We start from the raw sequence: 23,300 nt of genomic DNA, 5'->3' as shown, positions 1-23,300 counted from the left end.
TCCGCCATACCGGTGCCGCGGCCGACCTCGGCCCACGGCCCCCAGTTGACGCAGGTGGCCGGCAGGCCATGGGCGCGGCGCCAGGAGGTGAACTCGTCCAGCCAGGCGTTGGCGGCCGCGTAGGCGCCCTGCCCGGGGTTGCCCAGCAGCGAGGCGGCGGAGGAGAAGGTGACCCACCAGTCCAGGCTCTGGCCGACTGTGGCGTGGTGGAGCTTCCAGGCCCCGGTGGCCTTGGGACGCCACACCTTGTCCAGCAGCGTGGGGGAGAGGCCGGAGACCGTGGCGTCCTCGATGACGGCTGCGGCATGGACGACGCCGCGCAGTGGATGGCCCGTGGACGCGGCTGCCTCGACGAGGGCGTCGGCCGTGCCCGGCTCGGCGAGGTCCCCGCACACGACCTCGACGCGGGTGCCGAAGGTGGCGGTGAGGGTGTCCAGGGCGGTGCGGGTGGCCGGGGAGGGGGCGCCGCGGGAGGTGAGAACAACGGCTGCCGCGCCTCGTTCGGCCAGCCACCGGGTGACCAGGAGCCCCAGTCCGCCGAGCCCGCCGGTGATCAGGTAGCTGCCGTCGGGCCGTACGAGAGGAACGTCCTGCGGTCGCACCGGCAGAGTGGTGGTGCCGTCTGTCGGCCAGGTGAGGACGAGTTTGCCGGTGTGCCGGGCGGAGGCCATGGTGTGGAAGGCCGACGACGCCTGGGCGACGGGGTGTTCGGTGACGGGCAGCAGCGGCAGGGTGCCCTGCGCGAGCATGCCGGCCAGTTCGCGGTAGCCCTCGGCGAGCAGCTCGGGCTCCTGCTGCATCATCATCAGCACGTCGATGCCGGTGAAGGTCACGTTGCGGCGGAAGGGCAGCAGCCCCAGACGGGTGTTGGCGTAGATGTCCCGCTTGCCCAGTTCGAGGAACCGGCCCCGGTGTGCGAGCAGATCGAGAGATGCGGCCTGCGCCGGACCGGTCAGGGAGTTGAGGACGACATCGACGCCGTGTCCGCCGATGAGATCGCGGACCTCATCGGCGAAGCCCAGCGTGCGGGAGTCCATGACGTGCTCGACGCCCAGGCCGCGCAGATACGCCCGCTTGGCCTCACTGCCCGCTGTGGCCAGCACGTGCGCGCCACAGGCCTGCGCGAGATTCAGCGCGGCCAGACCGGTGCCGCCGCTCGCCGAGTGGATGAGTACCTTCTCGCCCCGCCGGAGCCGGGCCAGGTGCCGCAGGGCGTACCAGGCGGTCAGGTAGGCGCACGGCAGGGCACCGGCGTTCTGCGCGCTCACGGTGTCGGGCACCGGCAGGAGGCAGTCGGCGCGGACGGTCGCGAAGGAGGACATGAGGCCGGACCCGGTGCTGTCCACGAACATCGCCGCGACCCTGGCGCCCACCGCCACGTCCTGGACGCCGTCGCCGACGGCGGTGACGACGCCCGCCCCGTCGAAGGCACTGACCTCCGGGCGGTCCTCGCCCGTGTCGAAGCGCTGGTAGACGCCCATGGCCTGGAGCACGTTGATGAAGTTGACGCTGGTGACCTCAAGCCGCACCTCGACCTCGCCGGGACCGGGCCGACGGCGGGGCTGGGCGACGAACTCGAAGGAGTCCAGGTCACCGTCGCGCGCCAGACGCAGAGCCACCCGGTCGTGGGCCCGGTCCACAAGGGTCCGGTGGCGCTCCGACTCGTCCAGCGCCGTGTTGCGCAGCCGGGCCAGGTGACGTGTGCCGTTCCGGTAGGCGATCTCGTCCTGCTCGTCGGGGCACGACAGCAGTTCGTCGGCCACGTCCGCGACCGGCGTCCGCGCGTCGATGTCCAGGACGCCGGGGCGCAGTTCGGGGTGTTCGTAGCTCATCACCCGCACCAGGCCGCGCAGGCCGGCCTGGCTCAGGTCCGGCCGGTCCTCCGGGCCGACCTGCTGTGCCGCGCCGGTGACGGTCCACAGTCGCGGTGCCGGATCGCCCGCCGCGAAGACCGCCAGCGAACGGGCTGTCTCCGCCAGGCGGGCGACCTGCTGTCGCGCCGTGCTCTCCGGCGGCACGCTGCCGGTGCCCGGCTCGGACGCCGGCAGGTACACCACGGCCCGCGGGGGCCGGTGGTCGGCCTCCGGAGCAAGTACCGGGGAGCTGCTGGGGTGTTCGTGATCCTGGGTCGTCAGCGTCCGCACGCTCACAGTGGCGCCGCGCTCCCTGAGGGTTGCACCCAGCTCTGCCGCGTACGCTTCGCGCCCGGGTTCCGCCAGGAGGTGCCATGTCCCGGGCGCCGTGCTCGGCGCCGGACGTTCGGCGGGTTCCCAGAAGGTGTGGAGCAGGCGGCTTTCGAAGCGTTCCTCGGCGCTCTCGGCGGGCATGTGGTGGAACTCCACGCCGGTGGCGTCGGCGACCACGGAGCCGGCGTCCGCCCACAGCCGGAAGTCGGCGGTGTACCGGTCGCTGTCCACGCCTGTGAGGGTGACCTGGCAGTACCCGCTGAGCGGCATCGTCTTGTACAGCCGCAGTTCCTCGATGTGCCGAGGCAGGATGCCGCCTTCGGGTACGGCGCCGGTGCGCAGGACAGCGGCTGCGACGGCCTGGAGGCAGGTGTCGAGCATGACGGGGTGACAGTGCAGTACCTGCGCCGCGGCCCGGCCGGCGTCCGGTACCTGTAGCCGGGCCAGCAGACGGGCACCGGCGCGGTCCCTCTCGCCGTCGTCCGTGTGCAGGGACCGCAGACCGAGGAACGGCGGGCCGTGGTGCACGCCGCGTTCCTCCCGCATCTGTCGGTAGACGTCCGTGGCGTCCACGGCATGCGGGAACCGAGCCAGCAACTGCTGGGGATCGCAGCCCCGCGGGGCGGGTTCGTCCTCGCGGGCCAGGTGCAGGCCCGCCTGTGCGTGCCGGACGCGGGCGCCGTCGGGCGTGGTGCTGAGCACCTGCCAGCGGGCGGTGTCCGGGCCGGCCGTCTCGGCGGTGGCGGTGACGGGAGTGCCGTCGTCCGCAGGCAGCAGCAGTACTTCGAGGTCGATACCGGTGACGCTCAGGCGTCCGGGTCCGGTGGCATAGAGGTCGGCGGCGGCCGCGACAGCCATCTCGCACAGTGCCGCACCGGGGATCACGGCGACGTCGTTGACGCGGTGTGCGTCCAGCCAGGGCAGGGTCGCGGGGGTGAGGCGCGTCTGCCACAGGTGGCGGCCCTCGCCGTCGGGGTCCGCGGTGTGCGGTCCGGTCAGCGGGTGCGCGGCGGGGGAAGCATGTGCCCCGGCCGACTGCCGCAGGGGGGAGGGCTCGACGACGTACCGTGTGCGCTGCCAGGTCGTCGCAGGCACGTCGGCCAGGGAGCCGTCGGCGTAGCGGTCGGCCCAGTCCAGCGGATGACCGGCGCAGTGCAGGGCCGCGACATGGGTGTGGAACGCCAGTACGTCGTCGGTGTCGCGCAGCAGGGAAGGCACCACGGCACAGTCGCTGTGACCGTGCGCGGCGAGCGTGGCCAGCACGGGATGGGCCAGCACGGGGTGGGGGCCGATCTCGACGAACAACCGGTGCCCGTCCTCGGCCGCGGCCTGCACCGCGTCGGCGAAGCGCACCACTTCGCGGAGGTTGTCCGACCAGTGGGCGGCGTCGAAGGCGACATCCCGGCGCGGGTCGTCGGTGACGGTGCTGTAGAAGTCCGCTGCCGGCCGGCTGCCGGTGACCTCGGCCAACGCGTCGGCGAGGTCGGGCAGGATGGGGTCCATGTGGGCGGTGTGCGAGGCGACATCCACCTCGATCACCCGGATCCCCACACCGCGCGCGTCCCAGTCCGCGGCCAGGTCCCGGATACGGTCGGCGTCGCCGCCGATGACGGTGTTCTGCGGCGACGCGACGACCGCGACACTCACTCCGCTCACGTCGTCCTGCGCCAGCAGCCGTTCCACCTCTTCGCGGCTCAGGGCGACCGAGGCCATCAGGCCCTGCCCGGCGGTCCGCAGAATCAGACGCGACCGCCGGCAGATCACCCGCACCCCGTCCCGCAGGCTCAGGGCCCCCGCGGCCACCGCGGCGGCGACCTCGCCCATGGAATGGCCGATCACGGCCGCCGGTTCGACGCCGTGAGCGCGCCACATGGCCGCCAGACCCAACTGGATGGCGAAGATCACCGGCTGCACCCGGTCGAACCCGGTCACCACCTCGGGGCGGCACAGGGTCTCACGCAGGGAGAACCCGGACTCCTCGGCCACGAGCGGCTCAAGTTCGTCGATGATCCGGGTGAACTCCGCATCCCGGTCGAGCAGTTGATGGCGCATGCCCGCCCACTGCGAGCCGTGCCCCGAAAAGACCCACACGACTCCCTTTCCGGCGTCCGGCACCGCCCTGCCGGTCGCGACTCCCGCGGCGGGTGCGGTGCCGGCCGCCAGTTCCCGCAACCGGGCCACCAGCTCGGTGCGTCCGGTGGCGACAACAGCGGCTCGTTCCCGGGCGGGCGAGCGCCGCACGGCCAGCGTGTGCGCCACGTCTGCCAGCGGGACCTGCGAGCCCTCGCCCTTCAGCCACTGGGCCAGGCGGCCGGCCGCGGACCGCTGGGCCACAGGCGTGCCGGCGGACAACGGGAACACCCGCGTCGCCCCACTGCCCGGGAGCGCATCACCATCGCCGGACGGCAGCACACGTGCTGCGCGCCGGGCGGACGGGAACACGGGCGCCTGCTCCACCACGACGTGCACATTGGTGCCGCTGATACCGAAGGAGGACACCGCGGCCAGCCGGGTGCGGTCCCGCACGGGCCACTCGGTCGTGTCGGTGGGCACGAACAGCCGGGTGCCTGTGGCATCGATCTGCGGGTTCCAGTCCCTGAAGTGCAGACTGGCCGGCACCATGCCGTGGCGCAGGGAGGCGATCGTCTTGAGCAGACCCGCCACGCCCGACACCGGTTCGGTGTGGCCGATGTTGGTCTTCACCGAACCCAGCGCGCACCGGTCACGGCCCTTGCCCTAGGCGGCGGCCACGGCGGCGAACTCGATCGGATCGCCCACCGCCGTACCCGGGCCGTGAGCCTCCACCATCCCGACATCACCCGGTTCGACGCCCGCGCGCTCCAGCGCCAGACGGTACAGGTCGATCTGCGCGGGCTCGGACGGGGCGCTCAGCCGCGTGCCCCGCCCGTTCTGGTTGACCGCCGTCCCGCGCACCACCGCCAGGATCCGGTCCCCGGCCCGCACCGCGTCCGACAGACGCTTGAGGACGACGACACCGCAGCCCTCGCCGCGTACGTAGCCGTCGGCGCCGGCGTCGAAGGCGTGACAGCGGCCGGTCGGGGAGAACACACCCCACAGAGCCGGGGCGATGACACCCTCCGGCCCCAAGGTCAGCATGGCGGCCCCGGCAAGCGCCACGTCCGACTCACCGGTCCGCAGACTCTGACAGGCAGTGTGCACGGCGAGCAGCCCGGAGGCGCAGGCGCTCTCCACGACCACCTGAGGGCCTTTCAGGTCCAGCATGAAGCCCACGCGACCGGGACCGATGCTGTCGAAGCCGGTTACATCGCATACGCGTTGACCTCCTCCAGGGGCCGCTGTACCCGCAGCATGTAGTCCTTCTGATAGATCCCGAAGAACATGCCGGTCGGTGTGCCAGCCAGCCGTGGAGCCGGAATACCGGCGTGCTCGATGGCCTCCCACACCACCTCCGACAGCAGCCGGTGTTCCGGATCGACCCAGGGCGCTTCCTGCGCGTTGATCCCGAAGAACTCCGGTTCATAGGCGTACACGTCGTCATCGAGAAAGCAGCCGTAGCGCAGCCGCTCCGCGACCTGGGCGGGCAAGCCGGCCAACTCCGCCTGCTCCCAGCGCTCATCGGGCACCTTGCGCACGGTCTCCCGGCGCGCCATCAGCAACCGCCACAGCGAGGCGAGCGAGCGGGCCTCACCGGGAAACCGGCAAGCTGCTCCGACGATCGCGACCGGCTCGTCCTGGCCCGTTCCGAGCCCTTCGAGGCCAGCTTTTTCATGCATGGGCGGTCCGTCCTTCGCCACGAGCAGACTGGGAGGCGCGCACAGTCCGGCACGCACTCCGCCCCGCCACCTGATCGGTCCTGCGAGACACCGGCCATTTCGTCAGTCGGCCGGGCGAACACCAAGGACCTGCGCCCGGTACACGGTGGCGCGTTCGGCGGCAGCGTTGCTCCAACGCACCAGGTTCAGCCGCTTGGGCGGGCTCTTAGAGGATCATCGACGCATGGATCGCGTGCGTCGTCCCGTGGGCAGGCGTACGCGCGGTCGCCCGGACGAACGCCGACGGCAGGTTCTCAGGGCTTCAGTGCTTCAGGGCGAGTAGGGGCCGCGCAGGGCTTGCAGTGGTGTCGCGCGGCGTTGAGCCGGTCGTCGTTGCACGGCATCGGCGATGACTGCTGTCACGAGCTTGTTGACGACTGCCGTGGCCGACGGGCCGGAGTCGCGGTCCGCGAACACGAGATGCCCGCCACCGACCAGCGAGAGGGTGAGGGAGTCGATGTCGGCGTCGGCCGCGATGCGGCCCAGTTCACGCTCGGCGGCCAGATAGGCGGAGATCGCGGTCGCGGCCTCGGCGAGGATCGCGATGCCGCCCCCGGGCCTGGCCTGCCGCAGCCGTGCGCGCAGTTCATCGCGGAAGGTGATGAGCGGGATGATCGCCACCGGAATGGGTCCGAACAGGGCGGCCAACGCGCTGGTGAGGTTGTCGGCCACCGTGCCGGTGCCGGCGGACTCGCGCAGCGCACTCGCCTGCGTCTCAAGCTGCGCGGCCCGGTCGAGCACGAGGCCGACGAGGAAAGCGTCGAAGTCGGAGAAGTGCCGGTGCAGGACACCTTTGGCGCAGCCCGCCTCGTCGGTGACGGCCCGGCTGGTCAACCCGTTCGGCCCGTCCCGCAGCAGCACGCGTTCCGCAGCGTCGAACAGTTGCTGCCGCGCGTCGCGAAGATGCACCCCGGTCGGCATGCACACATCCTCTCGTACGTCGTACCGTCCGCTGGCGACCGTTGCCCAGTGGGCATGTGCCCACTGAGGTGGGCGCATGCCCACTTTACGGGGAGAGCAGCCGGAACCATCCCCCGCGCAGCCGCATGAGGTCCGGCGGGCGTGCGGCTCGAACACGTCCTCGCCGTCCTGCCCGTCCCCCTGCACCTCCACGGAACGGTGCGGTTCACCGGCCGGACGCCTGTCCTGGCCTGGGCGGTCCAGCCCGACGAAGCCTTGCTCCACCTGCAGGAAGCGGTATGGCGCACCCTGCGCGACGCCCCGGCCTGCGGACGGATGAACCCGATCCACGCCCCCGAGCGCTGGAAGCCGCACATCACCCTCGCCCGTGGCCGCGACGCCGGCTGCCCCGGCACTCCGCTGTTCTCCGCGGCAGCCGGCGGACCAGAAGGCATCCTGGCGGGCCAGTGGGTGGGCGCCCGTACGTACGACTCCGTTGTTCGCTCCGCTACCCCGCTGGGGCAATGACCTCAGTCCTGCTTCGAGCGACGCGACGCGACGCTCCGCGGTTGCGGGCGGCGCGCTGTGTCATCCCGGCCGCCTCAGAGAGCGAAGATGCGGGCGATGAAGAAGGCGGCGACGATCACGGCGCCGAGGACGATCAGCCAGACCCAGACGCCGGGGTGTTCCCACATTCCTCCATCCGCGCGTTCCTCGTGTGCCTCGGCGATCGAGCCTTCGGCCGGGGGTGTTTCCTGTGGGGGCACGCGCGGATCTGTCATGACTTCAGGCTCACGCAGGTCACACGTACGCGCATCCGCAGATTCTCTTGAGGTCTTGCGTCCTGCGTCCGCTGGGAACGCAGAAGCGGGGCACGGTCGAGGAAGGCGCCGACGCCCGTAACGTCGTATCGCGAAGGTCTCAGGGGATCATCTCGCCGCGTACCAGGGGCAGGCACACGGGCTGGATGCCCTGGGGGAGGTCATCGGGGCGGCACCAGCGGGCTTCCAGGATCTCGAAGGGGTCGAGGCGCAGTTCACCGCCGAGGAGACGTGCCTCGTAGGCCACTTCCATGCGGGTGCGGAAGCCGCTGTTCAGCATGACCAGGCGGCCCACTTCCGCATCGAGACCGGTCTCCTCCTTGACCTCGCGGACCACGGTGTGCCGGAAGTCCTCATCCTTGTGTGCGAAGCCGCTCGGCAGGCCCCATTGGCGGTTCGGCGGCCACATACGGTGCCGGAGCAGCAGGACCCTGCCCTCGTCGTCGCGCACGACACCGATCACGCCGACCACGAACTTGGCGTTCAGGGACCACACGATGCGGTTCTGAACGGGGCGCAGGAGCCGCCAGAGGCGGGCAAGGAGTCGGTGCACGGGGCCTCGGACGGTCGGGATCAGACGGGACGGCACTGGTTGGAACCGTACAGCCCCGTCTCCGTTCCCAGGACTGCGCGTCCCCTGTTGCTCTTCTCTTCGACCGGCCTGATGCGTTGACCGGGCCCGTGACCGTCTTGGCGGTGTGTGCCGCGTCTGCCGTACCGGCAGAACCGGTCACCCTCGCTGCCTCGGGCATGATGCCGTCGTGGCGTTCAATACCGACGGCGTATGTGTCCATGTCGTTGACGGTCATTTGCGCCAGAAGAGATGGTGGGTGACCCCGCTCGTGCTGGGTACGACTTCCTGGTGGAAGCGCTCCAGTAGCTGGTCGGGGGAGTCCCACAGGCGTAGCCCGGATCCGAGTTCCACCGGTGCGACAGCCACGTGCAGGGTGTCGACGAGGTCGGCGTCGAGGAATTCCCGGATGGTGCTCACGCCGCCGCCGAGCCGGACGTCCTTGCCCTGCGCGGCCTCCCGCGCCTGCGCGAGGACGGTGGCCGGGTCGCTGTCCACGAAATGGAACGTGGTGTCGGAGAGCGTGAACGATGGACGCGTGTGGTGGGTCAGGACGAACACCGGTGTGTGGAAGGGCGGCTCGTCACCCCACCAGCCGCGCCACTGGTGGTCCTGCCAGGGGCCGCGCTGGGGTCCGAACTTGTTGCGGCCCATGATCTCGGCGCCGATGTTGTGGGCGAAGTCCCGGGTGAAGTAGTCGTCGAGGCCGCGGCTTCCTCCGGGCTCGGTGCGGTTGGGCCAGTGTGCCGTGGCGCCGGCCCAGGCGAAGAGCTCTCCCGGATCGATGTGATGGCCGAAGGGCCGCTCCAGGCTCTGGTCCTCGCCGGCGGCGATGCCGTCGCTGGAGATGGTGAAGTTCTGCACGCGCAGCAGCTGATCCATGTGTTCCCTCATCAAATTCTGTCGCCTCCCAGTACGGGGTTGCGTACGGTGTGGCGTCCTACATCGAAGCGTCGAACGGGAACTGGCCGGATCGACAGCGGCGCTCAACTTTTCTCAGAAGCGTGCCCCGCGCGACCGTTCTCGGTGTTGCCGGCTGACGAGGACCGGCCGCAGGCGCCCAACGGCCGACCCGTCGTCACCGGGCAACGAGCATGTGACTACGAGCCTTGTCCCTTGCCGGGGGTGAGCGGAAAGGACGCCTCGTCGCGGTACGTGCCGTCGGTGATCCACCATCTGTCCTCGCCGAGAAGGGCCAGTTCCGCGCGGCCGTCGCCGTCCCAGTCGTGGACGGTGAAGAGCGTGCCGTCGACGGGACCGTCGTCACCCGGCACGGAGCGCTCGGTGGCGCGCCACGGCTTCGACCCGAGCCCGTACTCGGAGCCGCCCCGCAACACCTCGATCCGCGCGTCCCCCGTCTCCTTCTTCCTGGTGAGCTGTACGGCCAGGTCGTCGCAGCCGTCGGCGTCGAAGTCTCCGGCGGCGAGCCGGGCGCCGAAGCCCTCCGCGAAGCCGCCGCCCTCCATGGTCACCCACTTCTCCGGCTCCTGCCCGTAGCGGACGCTGACCTGGCCGCGCCGGTGGGGTGTGTCGATCTCGTCGTCGCTGTCGACGAAGCTCCGCCCGATGGCGACATCCTGCCGCCCGTCGCCGTCGAAGTCGCCGAAGACGACGTTCTCGCCCTCCGGCAGCCGCTCGGGCTCATCGCTCAGGCCGGCGGCGGTACGGGCGCCGCCGGTGAACAGCAGGGGCGGATCCCACGGGGAGTCGTAGAGCGCGAGATCGGTGGCGCGGTCATCGTTCGCGTCCCCGGCGACCAGCACGGGTGACGCGCCCTCGTGGACCGGGCTGGGGATCTCCACGGTCCGGGCGGGGGCGCCGGAGCGCTTGAACGGTCCCTTGAGGACGACCAGTTCCTGATCCTCGTTCGAGAACCTGAAGACAACGAGGTCGGTGTGGCCGTCCGCGTCGAAGTCGCCGGCGATCGGCGCGGTGCCGTACCCGCTGCCCGGCAGGGGGACGCGCCCGCGCGGTCCGTCGGCCCGCGGGCCCTCGGGGCCTCCCCACAGGACCTGGGCGGCACCGCTGACGACGAGGTCGGCGTGGCCGTCCTCGTCCAGGTCGGCGACCGTGGGCTGCCACGGGTCGTCACCCGTCTGGATGTCGTCCGGCACACCGAGGTCGTCCTGGGTGAGGACGGTCGTGCGGCCGTGGTCCGGCCCGTGCTCGGAGCCGGGCACGACGACGACGTCCACCTTCAACGAACGGGAGGAGATCTCGTGCACCAGATCGACGAAGCCGTCCCCGTCGAGGTCGGGGGTCGCGGGAGCGCCCTCGCGCGCCGAACCAGCCGGGCGGCACGGGCTGTTGGGCACCGAGCGCGCGCCGTCGGACGGGAGCAGGACAAGGAGCACCACCACCGCCAGCACGACGAGGGGGGCCGGCACGGCGTGCCATGTACGCAGGTGGCGGAAGATCGGACCGCCTGCTGTCGGAAAGTGCATCAGCCCACTTCACGGGCGTGGAGACGGCCCGCACAAGGAAGCGGATCATTTTGTTACGGGGGTGAAGCACGATGGGCCGGCCCCCGTTCCGGCCCCCGTTCCGGCCCACGGGTACGTACGGTCGTGAGTCAGGCCTCTTCCGGCCGGATCTCGGCATAGATCTCCAGCTGCTCCCCACCACGCTGCGTCGAGCCCCGTCGTGAGGTCCGTCCCAGGGGTCCGGGACGAGTGGCTTCGCCCTGCGTCCCCGCATCGGCGGCGGCCCCTCGGTCAGCACCATTGCCGCCAGCAATACACCTCGCTATGTTAATCACAAATCACATTCCTGCTACTAGACGCAGCACCCTTGAAGCATGCAACTGGCGGTTGCCGGGGCCTGACTCGGTGTCGTCACCCTGGACGGGAAGCAGGTAAGTCAATGGAGAATCTCAGTAGAAGAAGGGCATTGTCCCTCGGTGTCGCACTCGGCCTGGTGGGTGTGGCGAACCCCGCCGGGGCGCTGGCGTCGACGGGCTCGGCGGCGGGCGCCGCCGCGGGGACCGATCCGGCGTGGATCTGGGACGACGCGACGGATCCTCTGATGGTTTCGATGCTGGAGAACGGCCACGTGCCGGCGATCAACACCGCGTGGGCGTCGTGGGTGAACAACAACGACCCGCTGCCCGGCGGCCTCCCGGACGTGTTCGCCGCGCACCTGCGGCAGGTCAACCGTCTGCCTTCCTGGGCGGACCGCGCCAAGCTCGCCCGCGCCGCCGACTTCAACCGGCGCAGGGACACGTACCTCTTCATGCTGTACGGGCTCGGCAGCGGGATCATGAGTACCGTGATCCCGCGTGAGGCCAAGAGTGTCTACTGGTCCGCGGGCGGCGCCGACATGCAGGACCGTGCGGCCAAGACGTTCACCTTCGGCTACGACCTGTCCCAGCTGGGAGCCTTCGAGCCGACGGGGCAGTTCGTCGTCACCGCCAACAAGACGCGCGTGGTGCACGCCGCAGTACGTCACCTGCTGCCGCAGTCCCCGCACTGGAAGGCGGTCGCCGACGAGACGATTCCGATCAGTGTCGCCGACATCCTGGTCACCTTCCACAGCCTGGGCACCTTCGTGTACAGGAAGCTGCTCGACTGGAAGATCCCGTTCCCGGCCGCGGACCAGGAGGCGTTCCTGCACTCGTGGCAGGTCGCCATCCACCTGCTCGGTGTGCCGGACGAGCACATTCCCACAACGTGGGCGGCCGCCGAGAAGCAGGCGGCGCAGGTGCTCACCCCGATCCTCAATCCGTCCACCGAGGGCCTCGCGCTGGCTGAGGACCTGCTGGGCCTGACCGCGCAGATCGACCTCGGCGTCACCCGCGGGTTCCTGAACGAGTTCGTGCGCTATGTCCTCAACGACCAGGTGGGCGACTGGCTGGGGCTGAAACGGGATTACGCGTCGGCCGCCCTGGTCAGGACCGTCTGGCCGGCGTTCATCCTGTTCCGCGAGGGTCTCTCACCCGTCATGCCGAGCAGCTTCTACGTGTTCGACCAGTTCGTGCGCGCCCTGGCCATGCTGTTTCTCAACAAGGGCTCGTCCGGGAGCACCACCCCCATCACGATTCCCACCGGCAACAGAGCGGGCTGAGCTGTCGATCCGATCTCACCTGCCCACCCCGCAACGGACGGGCCGGGGGTCGGTTGGCGGGGTCACCTTCGTACGAGGCGCCGCACGATGCGGCGCCCCCTGTCCCTGCCGGGTTCCGGCGGTCGTTCAGAGCCCCAGTGCCCCCAGCATCAGAGCGGTTACGGCCGCACGACGATCAGGGCTGTCCCGCCACCGCAGTCGGCGTCCCGCCTCGACCACCACTCCGAACCCGGCGTGTACCAGCACCCGGGCCTGGCGCGGGTCCAACTCGGGACGGGCCAGCCGCAGTTCCTGTTCCCAGACGGCGATGTGGTCCCGCTGCGCGAGGACCACGGGCTTTCGCAGTCCGGTCGGCAAGCCGGCCAGTTCGGCTTCTGCGACGCTGTTCAGTTCGGTGTACTCGAAGCTGTAGGCCACATAGGTCGCCGCCAGCGCGACGACGGCTTCGTACGGCCCCGCCACCTCGTGCAGATTGCGCTCCACACCCTGGGCCAGCAGCCCGGCCGCCTGAAGGCATGCGGCTGCCAGGATGTCGATCTTGCCGGGGTAGTGGCGGTAGAGCGCGGACGGGGTCAGTCCCACCGCCTCGGCGATCTGCCCGTTCGTGACGCTGGTGAATCCGTGCCGGGCGAACAGCGGGATGGCGGCCGCGAGTATCTCCGCGCGTCGCGTGCGCGGCACCGGCCGGCCGGGCAGATCGACGGGGTGCGCGCCGGGTCGGCCCGAGGTCGGATCGCTCGCCGCCACGCCCGACGCGGACGCCAGCAGCAGTTCCTCGGCCCGGCGTTGAGCGATGGACGTGTGGTGCATCGTGATGGATCCGATCGCGCCGAGGGCCGCCATGGCCCGCAGTCGCTCGTCGGCCAGTGGGTGCTCGCGTTGTACCGCGTCATCGACCCGCTCGACGAGGTGACCGAACTTCGCCGCGAGACGGTGGCGGTCCTCGCGGCTGAGGTACCGGGCCTCCCAGCGGTACACGCCGCCCGACGCGCGGTGCGCGACGGTGATCCGGGTGATGGCGGTGAGCACGTCCGTCAGGGGCGCTGCGGGCGGCACCTCGTCGAGCGCGGCGACCAGTCCGTCCACCATGACGTCGGCGCACTCGGCGAACAGCGCGTATTTGTTCGGGAAGTGCCGGTACAGGGCGGCCGCGGAGATGCCCACACCGGCAGCGACCTGCTCCATGGACGCCGAGTGGTAGCCCCGCTCGCTGAAGACCCGCCCGGCCGCCTCCACGATGAGCTGTCTGCGGTTGCGGGGCCGAGCGGCCGCGGTGCGGTCGGCGGTCTCGGCCGAACGGGCGGACGGGGAGGCGGAGGCCATGCGAATCAGTCAATCACACGCCGTCAGAAGGCGGGCTCCCTCGACGCCGCCTGCGCCGCCCCAGCCGTCCGGGCTGCCCGCGCCGTCCGCACGGCCCCGCCGCGATGACCGCCTACCAACCGGCTCGCTGTCCCGCAGCGCGCACGGCTCGTGCCGGCTGTCGCCGCGGCGGACAGTCATCGGCCTCCCGTCATCCCGCCGATTCCGGCATCCCGCCATCCCCGCCTTGCGCCGCTCCGGCAGGAATATGCCCCCGGCGCAGCACCGCTCCTGGCGGCGCGCAGGCAGGCAGACAGGCAGGCAGGAAGACAGGCAGGCGGACAGGTCGGAGCGGTCCGTGTCAGGCGAAGGTGAGCACCGGCTTGACCACACCGCCGTCGCCCATGGCGGCCACGGCCGCGCCGATGTCCTCGAAGGGGAACGTGGTGACAAGCCGGTCGAGCGGGAAAAGGCCACGTTCGTAGAGGTCCACCAGTTCGGGTATGAAGCGTGCGGGGTCGGAGTCCCCCTCGATCACCCCGTGCACACGAACCCCCTTGGCGAGCAGGCCCATCACGTCGAACGTCACCTCCCCGCCGAGGCCGACCAGGACGATGTCGCCGCGCGGGCGCAGTGCGCCGACAGCCCGGCGGGCCATCTGCGGACGGCCGGTGGTCTCGACGACGTGGTGCGCGCCACCACCGGTGAGGTCACGGAGCGCCGCTACGAGTCCGTCCCCGGGTGCCAGGGCTGCCCCGGCGCCGAGTGCCATGGCCAGGTCGCGGCGGGAGGCGACCGGGTCGACGGCCACCACCGGGTCGCAGCCCACGGCCACCGCGGCCATCAGCGCGCTCAGACCGACCGCGCCCGCACCGAGGACGACCAGTGACGAGCCCGGTTCCGGGCGCAACCGGTTGAGGACGGTGCCCGCGCCGGTCTGGCCGCTGCAGCCCAGCGGCGCGGCGACCGCGTCCGGCAGGCCGGCCGGCACCCTGATCACACCGCGTTCGTGCACAACGGCGTACGAGGCGAAGCTGGACTGGCCGAAGAAGCCGGCGTGCAGTGGTGTGCCGTCGAGGGAGAGCGGGGTCGTGCCGTCCTCGCGTCCTCCGGAGAGGTTACGGTCCCGCGCGGCGTGGCAGTAGGCCGGGTGGCCCGCCGCGCACTGGTCGCAGGTGCCGCAGCTGGCGAAGGTGAGACAGACACGGTCTCCGGGCGCGAGTCCGGCCACCCCCGCGCCCACCGTCTCGATCCGCCCGGTGCCCTCGTGGCCGAAGACCATCGGAGTGAGCCGAGAGGGCCAACTGTCCTGCATCTGCAGGTCCGTGTGACAGACGCCGACCGCGGACATCCTGACCAGCACCTCATGTGCCCGCGGGTCCTCAAGGTCCGCGGCGCGGACGGTGAACGGGGCGCCCGGCGCCCCGGTGACCGCGGCGCGGACGCGTCTCACGCGTCTTCTCCGGCCTGCGCGCCTCCGCGTTGCGGCTGCGCGCTGTCCTGCGGGGGTAGCGCGGCTTCCCGCGGGGCAGCAGCCGTGCCTTCGCCCGCGGTCTGCGGGACCCGCTCCAGGAAGAAGTAGTAGAAGGGGCCCTCTTCGGGGACCCCCTTGGCACGCATGATCCCCATCAGCGTGGTGTCGTCCACCTGCTTGAAGTGGTCGAAGACCGGCTGTCCGTCGTAGACCATGGTGGCCGTCGTCTCACCGCGGAACTCGACGGTCCACAGGCTGGCCTCTCCTTTGCCGAGTTCACGGTTGGAATACAGCCGGCCCGCCGCGTCACGGCACATCAGCGGCTTGACGTCGTGCACGGAGGTGAAGGTCTTGCCGTACCAACCGGCCTTCTCCAGCTCGCCGTTGAGGGGATGACCCGTATCGAACTCGCCGCCCTTCCACTCGCCGAGTATGTCCTCGGGGCGGACGGTGGCCAATGCCGCCCAGACCGCGTCGAGTTCGCGGGGGCGGACGGGGCCCTTAGTCTCCCGGAGTTCCTGGAACCTGGCGCGGACCTCGAACTTGTCCATGCGGCTTGCCTCTCGTCGTGGGTGCTGACACAGGAAGTCGAACGCGGGGACGCCGGCGCGGGATGCGGCGGGACGGCAGGCCGCAGCGTCACCGGGAGGTGCGTGCAGTGGGCTTCAGGGCTGCGGAGGTTCGCGCCAGGGTGGCCCACGGTGCCGAGACTCAGCGGTACATGGCGCTTGGCGACCTCCTCCGCGCTGAGCGGGCCGGCCACGCGGAAGACGCGGAACCAGTTGGCCACCCCCGGCACATGACGAGCACCGCACGCACCGCGTCGGCCGGGATCGGCGTGGTGAAACGCCCTGAGCACGGCCTGCTTCGACCGTGTCCAGCGGCATGTGCTCCAGATGGTCGCACGGCTACGTAACGGGCCCGGTTCTGGGGCTCCAGGCTGCGGATCCCGGTGTCCGGTACCTGTCTGCGTACCTCCTTCGGTCTGCTTAGCGATCGATCAGTCAAACCGATGTCTGGCGTCTACCTTGACGTCACTTCCCCGGCTTGGGCGCCCAAAGACCAGTATTGCAGCGGAAGTTGCTCGACCGCACCCGTACTGCAGATCTCTTAGCGAACGCTCAGTAGATTCCGGGCCGAGTGCTGGTGGCTCCGTCGTGTGCGCCGCGAGAAGAAGCCCCGTGCCGAACCGGTGGTGGTGGTCGGCGGCCGCTAGTCCGCCCGGGGTACCGTCGCCGAACGCTCCGCCATCGGGATCTGCGTCGCCGACCCGTTCGCGTAGGTGGGGGTCAGTTGACGGCGGCAGGCCGTGGAGGTGACAGGCGGCGCTGCTACGTCGAGGTGGGCCGTTGAGGGGAGCGGAGTACGAGCAGGGTGATCTCGCTGGGGGCGAAGACGCGGAAGGGTGGGCCCCAGAAACCGGTGCCGCGGCTGGTGTAGAGGAGGGTGCGGGGGCCGTGGTGGCTGAGGCCGGCGAGGGCGGGCTGGTCGATGCGGACCAAGTGGTGGAAGGGCCAGATCTGGCCGCCGTGGGTATGGCCGGAGAGTTGGAGGTCGATGCCGCCGGCCACCGCCCGGTCGATGAACTTGGGCTGATGTGCCAGCAGCAGGACGGGTAGACCGGGGTCGGCGCCGCTCAAGGCTCCGGCGAGGTGGGCGCCGTGTCCGGCCAGGCCGGAGGACTCGGCGGTGACGTCGTCCACGCCGGCGACCACAAGGGTGTCGCCTCCGCGTTCCACCAGCAGATGGCGGTTGCGCAGCGGCTCCCAGCCCAGTTCGTCCATCAGGTCGACCCAGCCCTGGGCCTCGCTGTAGTACTCGTGGTTGCCGGTGACGTAGACCCGGGCCTGGCTCGCCTGCACGGTGCCGAGCGGGGCGGCCTGGGCGCGACGGCGTTCGGCCGTGCCGTCCGCGATGTCGCCGGTGTGGCAGACCAGGTCGGCCTCAAGGGTGTTCACCGTCTCGCACACCCGTGCCGACCAGCGTGCGCGATCGAGCGGGCCATAGTGGGTGTCGGTGATGAGAACGACGCGGAGGCCGTCCAACCCGGCACCCAGGCGCGGCAGTTGTACGTCGAGGCGGCGCACACGCGGCACCCGACGGGCTTCGGCGTACCCCCAGGCGAGCAGTACGACGGTCACGCCGAGGACGGCCCACGTGACGATGCGCGCCCGGTCGTGACCCTCGCCGACGCCCAGCACGCCCAGGGCGAGGCGCAGCAGGACGCCGAGTAGAACGGACCAGGTGAACAGGACCCAACTGGCGCCCAGCAGCGTGTCACCGACGATCGCCGCCCAGTCTTGTTGACGCCGGCCGTGGCCACGTGCCATGGCGAGCGGCATGACGAGGAGGCCGAGGGCGAACAGAGCGGTGCCGACCAGTGCGGCGGGCAACGGCCAGTGCTGTCCGCTGTACAGGAGCACCCCGCAGGGCACGGCCCACAGCAGGACGGGGGCGATCAGAGGGAGGTAGCGCATCAGGCGGTGCAGCGGGCTCTGCCGCTCGGCTTGCGCTTCACTGTCGGTGGGCCGGGTGTTACTGGTGTCGGTCACGCTTTCCCTCCTTGGCCGGGCGGCCGTCTCGCGCACTGTATCCGGTAGTCCCTGGCGGGCCGGACGGGGCGTTCATGCTCCGAGATCCCGGACACCGCCATGTCGTCCTCTGGCGACGGGGTTCCCGCCCACGCCTGCTGTTTGGTCAGCGGTGTGTCAGGAACGCAAAGGCCTCCACGGCGTGGCTGGGGTCCTGTGCGGTGTGGTCCTTTTAGCCACGGTGGAAAGGTGTGGCGACGTCCCGGCGTCGGCGGCAGTTTGGAGGAGGCGGGTCACAAGGACGTGTATCGGACGCGTCACGGTTACCGCGGTCGTCCACCGGGGTGCCGGTCTCCTGGATCGGCCAGAAAAGAGGGGTACCCACGCGCCTGTCGCGCACACGGCAAGGCAGGAAAGGCAGCACTGAGAGTAGAGGCAGCATGGAGAGTGCGGGCCCGGCGAGGGCCGTGCGGGCGGCCGTCGCGGCCGTTCTGATGACGGCGGGCCTCGGTCTGGGTGCGAGCGGCACCGCGGTGGCTGCTCCGGCAGCCGGCTGCTCCGGGGCAGGGCCCACCGTGACGGACTTCTTGGGCACCACGTACACGACCACCTACTGCAACGCCTACGAGGGCGGGAATCTGGTGCGGGCCGGCTATCCGGTCTACGTGTACAGCGGCTATCTCTACGCCGGCCGGAACTGGTTCGCCTGCCAGGTGAGGATGGAGGGGGTGGAGAACCCCCCGGTCGGTGAGGCGCGCAACGACTGGTGGCTCTGGACGCAAGGTGACGTTGCCGACGCTGACAACGGCTGGGGGTGGTTCCCCGCCACCAAGGTGTCCGGCGGTGGCAACTACGAACCCGTTCCGGGGCTTCGCACCTGCTGAAGGGGACGCCCAGGCATCCCGGCGTCGGCCGCGGTGGCAGGGCCGGTCCCTCTACGGATCGAGGGTGGCGCGAAGCCGCGCCGCCTCCTGCCGCAACTTGTCGACCTCTTGCGGCAGAAGCCGTCGGAACTGCATGTCCAGCAGCACCCGCGCGGCGGGTTCGGTGACGCCGAAGCGCGCGATGATCCTCTGCAGGGCCAGGTCGGTCGATTCACAACCTGACACGATGTCGACCAGCTCGTGTCTGCGTTCGATCGCCATGAGCAACCCGTCGAGGACATGCAGGCGTTGCCGAAGGGAACGAGTGGAGTCATTCATCTCGGCCCTTTCCCGAAATCCGATGAAGCGCGGTGGCGAGAAAGCAGAGCACCGGTGGGCGCGTAGTGCCGTTCGCGCCCACCAGTGGCTCTGTCACGTGTGCGTCATGGCGAATACTGCCGGAATTCCTGGGAGCCGCCGCCGTCAACGTACCAGCGCCGGGACTCCCAGTTGAAGGCGAACGCCTGGTCGCTGCCGGTCGGAGTGAAACGCAGTCCGATCGCCAAGTAGTTCCACTCGTTCTTGCGCATCTGGGTGACGTTCCCCGGGTAGATCGTGTACCGGCTGGTCTGGTGCGCCGTGTCGCACCTGGGCCAGTCCGCGAGATTGGGGTCGATCTGCCAGTTCAGGTCGGCGTACAGAGTGCAGTCGTGGTTGTTGATGCTGAACGTCGCGCCCGCCCGCGTCGACAGTTCCCCGTCCAGGGTTGTCTCTCCGGTGAAGAAGATGTTGAGGGCGTAGTGCGCGTCCAGCGTGTCCCGCTGCGTGCAGCCTTGCGGATCGCAGTAGCCGAAGATGACCGGCTGGTCCAGACGCCAGGTCCATCTGCTGGTGATCGTGCCGATTCCGTCATTCTCCGGGTCGTTGAGAATGTGGACGTCGCCGGGCGCCTTCGGTGACGACATCAGCGCCCGGAGTGCCGTCTGCAGGCCGTCCTCATGGTTCTTCGCGCGCTGTTTCACATAGCCGCGCGCCTGGGCCACGTCACCGCGCTCGACGGCGGCACGGACCGCACCGATCTCAGGTTTCTCGCCGCCCGTCACCGCGAAAGCCAGGCAGGTTCCCTTGGCGTAGTCCGATGGCGAGCATACGACCCGGTCCTGTGCACTCGCAGCAGCCGGAAAGATACATCCGGTCAGAGCCGCGACCGCCACCAGGACGCCGGCTAAACGTCTGGACATCAGCGAACACCTCGATTCGTGTGGAACTCCAGCAATTGCGCAGGCGATTCCCCTCCTGCCCAGCCCAGGATTTTCACGCCGCACCACCACGGCAACACGTTTCGACGACAGCCAAATACTGCACCGAGATGTCGTGAATTCCGCTGATCAGAGCCCTGACCGTACTCGGGTGATCCCTCGCCGGGGACTCCCCGGCCCATGGCACTACCGGGGTGCGAGCGTGGCGCTCACAGCCCTCTCGGTCGGGCAAGCAGGGAGAGGGTGTCCTGGTGCCGGCGCCCTCCACCTTCGACGAGTGCGCGGCCGAGCCGGGTAGCGCTGTGCAGGACACGTTTTCCGTCACGCCGGCTGGCGATCAGGCCCGCGGCCCGCAGGACGGATATCTGCTGACTCGACGTCGGGAGGGAAACCCCGACACTCCATGCCAGTTCGGACGTCGACTTGCCGACGGCGTCCGCGAGCGACCGCAGGATGGAAGCCCTCGTCCGGCCGAGCAGCGCCGAGAGTGCCGAGAGCGTCGGGTCGTCCGTGTCGTCAGCAGGCGCGGCAAGCAGGCCGACGGCCTGGCGTTGCACGGGGTAGACAAGGGTCGGTGTGAGTGCCTGGTCCACGAGTGTCAGGACTCTTCGCCAGCAGAAGAAGGAGGGCACCAGCCGCAGCCCGCGTCCGGCGAGGTGCAGGTCCCGGTCGGCCGGATAGGGAAAGTGCAGGACCGGAGCTTCCCACCGTGCCGTCGGCAACTCGCGGAGCAGCGCCTCGCTGCCGCCGTCGGCCAACTGGCGTACGCGAAGGAGCACATCGGCGTCGACCTGCCCGCGCAGATCCTGCCAGACCGGGGCCAGTGTGGCGTCGAAGTAGCCGTGCAGCGCCCGTCCGAGCCGGTTGAGAGGCGTCCTCTGCCCGTCGGCCAGCTCCACCGTCCAGGAGGGCAGGGCCGTGACATTGCTGAGCATCGTGAGGTCATGCCGCAAACGCTGCGGGGAGGTGCGCAGCACCGCATCGATCGCGCCCTCCGGATGGACCTCGGGCTCTGCGGGGGTGAGGAAGTCCGGAATGTAGGGCCCCAGCGGTACCAGGGGCCGAAGTACCGCGCGCAGGAGGCCGGAGTCCGGCCGCGACAGTTGGGCCGACGAGTGCCGGCGCCACTTCCCGAAGAAGGCCTCGCCTTCACGGCTCTGCAGTCGGCAGAGGCTGCAGACAACTTCCCACATGGGTTCCGGCTGGTGTGCCAGGCGTATGCGTTGCAGATCGTCAGAAGTGAAGTGGATACGCAACATGAGGTCCCCCGATCCTCGTGCTGACAGCTTGGCCCCCGTGGGCACACAGCGGGAGGCATATTCGCGTCAGAAGGCCCCCGGTCCAGCACCGCACCGGCCAGCAACCCGCCCCGCTCGCGCCATGGTGAGCCTCGTGGCAGTTGCTTCCTGCAGCGTTGTTCGGGCCATCGGGGCAGGTCGACGGGGCAGGTCGTGTTCGCCCGCGCCGCTCATGAGCCCTCCGTGTTGCTCATAGATCTTCCCCCCTCTGAAACGAAGTCCGCGATCACTTCACGTGAGGGAGCGCACTCCTACGGGCAGGAACAGGAAGCGTCATGAGCACCGTCACCTTCGGCGTCACTGCGGGCTACGGCGAGAAGCTGCATGGGCGAGCAGTTCCGCCGTCGCCTCGCCGGCCGAGCGCCGATCTGGACGGAGACCGGCGAAACGGTGCCCGGCCTCGCCGCCGTGCGCGCGGAGATCCGCGTCACCGCCATCGTCGGCTCCGGGAACTGAACCATCACCTGCAGCGGCCGAACCGTAGTCACCAAGCACTGAACCGCGCCGCTTCGTCGCAGGCGCTCACCCGCCTTGAGTCCCGGTGCCGTCACGAGGCCGGGAAGGGGGCTTTCGCGATGGGCCCACCGTTGAGGGCCAGGCGCAGTTGCAGCATGGCTACGAGCCGCTGATCGGGGTCGTCGATGCTGATCCCACTCAGGGCGATCGCCTTGCGCACCCGGTAGCGGAGGGTGTTCGGGTGGACGTTGAGCGCCTCGGCGGTGCGCGCCACGTCTCCGAACCCGTCAAGGTAGGCCAGCAGGGAACGGGCCAGTTCGGATCCCTGCTCGGCGTCGTGAGTGGCGAGTGTCTCCAGACCCGCGTGGCGGGTGTCGGGATGCTCGTCGAGCAGGCGCAGCACGTCCCCCAGAAGCAGGGACGCCTGGAGCTCCGTGTAGGTGGCTACCGCGCGTTCGGGTGTGCGTGCCATCAGCTCCAGGGCGTGATAGCCGCGCATCTTCACCGCGGGAACGGCGTCGAGGTGCGGCGCGGTGCCGGCGAGGGCCGCTTGGACGGACGTACCGGACTGCCGTCGGAGTACGGTGACAAGCTCGGTGGCCCAGCGCACGATCGCGGTGTCGTCGGCGGCGCCCTTCCTCGCGGGAAGCAGCACGTAGATCTGGCCGCAGGCTTGTGTGACTAGGGCGTCGCGGCGAAACGCCGAAGCATGCAGGGAGATGATGCCGGCGGATTCCTCGCGCCGTAGGTCCAGGGCCGCCGAGGCGCCGGGGTGCTGTGGTTCACGCAGGTCGACCCCGAGCACGGTGGCGCCCTGCGCCGGGTCGAGCCCCAGGTGACGGGCGAGGGCCTCGGCGTTGAAGCGTCCGGTCAGCAGAGCGTGGGCGAGGTCGACACGGGAGGCCAACCGGGCGGACGCGTCGCCCTGGTAGTAGTGGTCCACGAGCTGCGGTGCGGCGAGCCGTGCGGCTCCCCGCATGGTCTCGGCGCTGCTCTCGCAGAGCGGACGCTTCCCCTCCTGGACCCATATCGTGCCCAGGGGGCGATGACCGGCGTTGATGCCGATGGCCAGTCGGCGCCGGTAGCCGAGATCGGGCTGCTCCGCGGTTTCCACGACCTCCTCACCGGAGCGGAGCCGCCTGAACACGCCCGATTCGCGAAGCACCTTGAGATACGGTTCGGGGCAGGTGCGCCCCAGAATGGTGAGTCGTCGCAGCTCGTCGGCCTCCTCGCCGGACCTGGAGTAGGCGAGCACATGTCCGGCGGAGTCCTCGATACTGACCACTCCGTGGGTGACCGTGGCCAGGGATTGGGCCAACGAGGAGAGATCGCCCGATGTGCCCGGGGCGGCGGTGCTCCGGGCACTGAGGCGAGTCAGGCCCGCGCGCACCTCTTGTGCCAGTTGGTGCCATCGTGTGTTCTCCGGCACCGCGAGCACCGTGATGTCCGCCTCGCGTGCGGCCTCTCGGAGCTGCGCGGGGAGTCCGTCGGTGTCGGTCTTGACCATCACGGCGGCAGCGCCGGCACGGCCGGCCGCGATGACGACAGGGACCGCTGCCACGCCGCGTGCGCCGACGGCGAGCACCAGTGCTCCGGGCGAGGGCCCGAGATGCTCGCCCGGTTCGGCGACGATCACGTCGGCGATCACAGCCTCGTCTCCCACCACGGCGACGGGCACGGTGAGTGCGGCGAGGATCTGCCTCAGCTGTACGCGATCGCCACCACGCGCAAGGGCGTCAGAGGTGTGGTCCACCGGCTCAGGGTAGGCGGAGTCACGAGTGAT

The 23,300-nt window shown here is 70.2% G+C and carries 16 protein-coding genes and 3 pseudogenes; 4 read left to right on the top strand and 15 right to left on the bottom strand.

Annotated features, from left to right (window positions below; all coding sequences use genetic code 11):
* Positions 1-38: 38 nt before the first annotated feature.
* The 3 genes and pseudogenes from ACIOKD_RS38190 to ACIOKD_RS38180 form a co-directional block, all read right to left on the bottom strand.
* Positions 39-5,429: pseudogene (locus ACIOKD_RS38190) on the bottom strand (SDR family NAD(P)-dependent oxidoreductase); the annotation flags it as partial.
* A 38-nt stretch (positions 5,430-5,467) separates the two neighbouring features.
* Positions 5,468-5,962 carry a beta-ketoacyl synthase N-terminal-like domain-containing protein gene (locus ACIOKD_RS38185; RefSeq protein ID WP_402092810.1) on the bottom strand — a complete coding sequence of 165 codons (495 nt, stop codon included), beginning with the start codon at positions 5,960-5,962 and terminating at the stop codon, positions 5,468-5,470.
* A gap of 288 nt (positions 5,963-6,250) precedes the next feature.
* On the bottom strand, positions 6,251-6,901 hold the full coding sequence (locus ACIOKD_RS38180; protein ID WP_402092809.1) for a TetR/AcrR family transcriptional regulator: 651 nt from the start codon (positions 6,899-6,901) through the stop codon (positions 6,251-6,253).
* A gap of 141 nt (positions 6,902-7,042) precedes the next feature.
* Here ACIOKD_RS38180 and ACIOKD_RS38175 point away from each other — a divergent pair, with 141 nt between their 5' ends.
* A complete protein-coding gene (locus tag ACIOKD_RS38175) occupies positions 7,043-7,408 on the top strand; it encodes a 2'-5' RNA ligase family protein (RefSeq protein WP_402092807.1) in 366 nt (121 codons plus the stop codon).
* Between the two features lie 74 nt (positions 7,409-7,482).
* On the opposite strand, the gene ACIOKD_RS38170 is transcribed toward ACIOKD_RS38175, so the two are convergent.
* From ACIOKD_RS38170 to ACIOKD_RS38155, 4 genes are all read right to left on the bottom strand, one after another.
* Complete coding sequence (locus tag ACIOKD_RS38170) at positions 7,483-7,662, bottom strand: DUF6480 family protein (protein ID WP_107014462.1); 180 nt, start codon at positions 7,660-7,662, stop codon at positions 7,483-7,485.
* 139 nt (positions 7,663-7,801) lie between these two features.
* On the bottom strand, positions 7,802-8,254 hold the full coding sequence (locus ACIOKD_RS38165) for an NUDIX hydrolase (RefSeq protein ID WP_402092805.1): 453 nt from the start codon (positions 8,252-8,254) through the stop codon (positions 7,802-7,804).
* Positions 8,255-8,506: 252 nt separating this feature from the next.
* Complete coding sequence (locus ACIOKD_RS38160; RefSeq protein ID WP_402092804.1) at positions 8,507-9,154, bottom strand: dihydrofolate reductase family protein; 648 nt, start codon at positions 9,152-9,154, stop codon at positions 8,507-8,509.
* Positions 9,155-9,372: 218 nt separating this feature from the next.
* Entirely contained in the window at positions 9,373-10,716 is a 1,344-nt protein-coding gene (locus ACIOKD_RS38155; RefSeq protein WP_402092803.1) for an FG-GAP repeat domain-containing protein, read from the bottom strand.
* Between the two features lie 418 nt (positions 10,717-11,134).
* Here ACIOKD_RS38155 and ACIOKD_RS38150 point away from each other — a divergent pair, with 418 nt between their 5' ends.
* Positions 11,135-12,334 (top strand): oxygenase MpaB family protein, encoded by a 1,200-nt coding sequence (locus tag ACIOKD_RS38150; RefSeq protein ID WP_402092802.1) that lies wholly within the window; start codon positions 11,135-11,137, stop codon positions 12,332-12,334.
* Positions 12,335-12,460: 126 nt separating this feature from the next.
* Here the strand turns inward: ACIOKD_RS38150 and ACIOKD_RS38145 are convergent, their stop codons facing one another.
* The 4 genes and pseudogenes from ACIOKD_RS38145 to ACIOKD_RS38130 form a co-directional block, all read right to left on the bottom strand.
* Entirely contained in the window at positions 12,461-13,657 is a 1,197-nt protein-coding gene (locus ACIOKD_RS38145; protein WP_402092801.1) for a TetR/AcrR family transcriptional regulator, read from the bottom strand.
* A gap of 340 nt (positions 13,658-13,997) precedes the next feature.
* Positions 13,998-15,089, bottom strand: coding sequence for an NAD(P)-dependent alcohol dehydrogenase (locus ACIOKD_RS38140; RefSeq protein WP_402092799.1), 1,092 nt, complete (start codon positions 15,087-15,089; stop codon positions 13,998-14,000).
* 95 nt (positions 15,090-15,184) lie between these two features.
* Positions 15,185-15,661: pseudogene (locus ACIOKD_RS38135) on the bottom strand (DUF4334 domain-containing protein); the annotation flags it as partial.
* A 780-nt stretch (positions 15,662-16,441) separates the two neighbouring features.
* Positions 16,442-17,662: a metallophosphoesterase gene (locus tag ACIOKD_RS38130; protein ID WP_402092797.1), complete on the bottom strand. Its 1,221-nt coding sequence runs from the start codon at positions 17,660-17,662 to the stop codon at positions 16,442-16,444.
* Positions 17,663-18,081: 419 nt separating this feature from the next.
* Between ACIOKD_RS38130 and ACIOKD_RS38125 the strand changes: the two genes are divergently transcribed.
* On the top strand, positions 18,082-18,525 hold the full coding sequence (locus tag ACIOKD_RS38125; protein ID WP_402092796.1) for a hypothetical protein: 444 nt from the start codon (positions 18,082-18,084) through the stop codon (positions 18,523-18,525).
* A gap of 51 nt (positions 18,526-18,576) precedes the next feature.
* Here the strand turns inward: ACIOKD_RS38125 and ACIOKD_RS38120 are convergent, their stop codons facing one another.
* The 3 genes from ACIOKD_RS38120 to ACIOKD_RS38110 all read right to left on the bottom strand — a co-directional run bounded on the left by ACIOKD_RS38120 (position 18,577) and on the right by ACIOKD_RS38110 (position 21,022).
* Complete coding sequence (locus tag ACIOKD_RS38120; protein WP_402092794.1) at positions 18,577-18,786, bottom strand: hypothetical protein; 210 nt, start codon at positions 18,784-18,786, stop codon at positions 18,577-18,579.
* 161 nt (positions 18,787-18,947) lie between these two features.
* Positions 18,948-19,745 (bottom strand): hypothetical protein, encoded by a 798-nt coding sequence (locus tag ACIOKD_RS38115; RefSeq protein WP_402092793.1) that lies wholly within the window; start codon positions 19,743-19,745, stop codon positions 18,948-18,950.
* A 227-nt stretch (positions 19,746-19,972) separates the two neighbouring features.
* On the bottom strand, positions 19,973-21,022 hold the full coding sequence (locus ACIOKD_RS38110; protein WP_402092792.1) for an ArsR/SmtB family transcription factor: 1,050 nt from the start codon (positions 21,020-21,022) through the stop codon (positions 19,973-19,975).
* A gap of 363 nt (positions 21,023-21,385) precedes the next feature.
* Here ACIOKD_RS38110 and ACIOKD_RS38105 point away from each other — a divergent pair.
* A pseudogene (locus tag ACIOKD_RS38105) lies at positions 21,386-21,517 on the top strand (hypothetical protein); the annotation flags it as partial.
* 91 nt (positions 21,518-21,608) lie between these two features.
* On the opposite strand, the gene ACIOKD_RS38100 reads toward ACIOKD_RS38105, so the two are convergent.
* Positions 21,609-23,270, bottom strand: a complete 1,662-nt coding sequence (locus ACIOKD_RS38100) for a PucR family transcriptional regulator (RefSeq protein WP_402092791.1) — start codon at positions 23,268-23,270, stop codon at positions 21,609-21,611.
* Positions 23,271-23,300 lie beyond the last annotated feature (30 nt).

It is taken from the genome of Streptomyces sp. NPDC087844, assembly GCF_044742785.1.
Lineage (GTDB): Bacteria > Actinomycetota > Actinomycetes > Streptomycetales > Streptomycetaceae > Streptomyces.
This window is presented reverse-complemented; position numbering and strand designations above follow the sequence as displayed.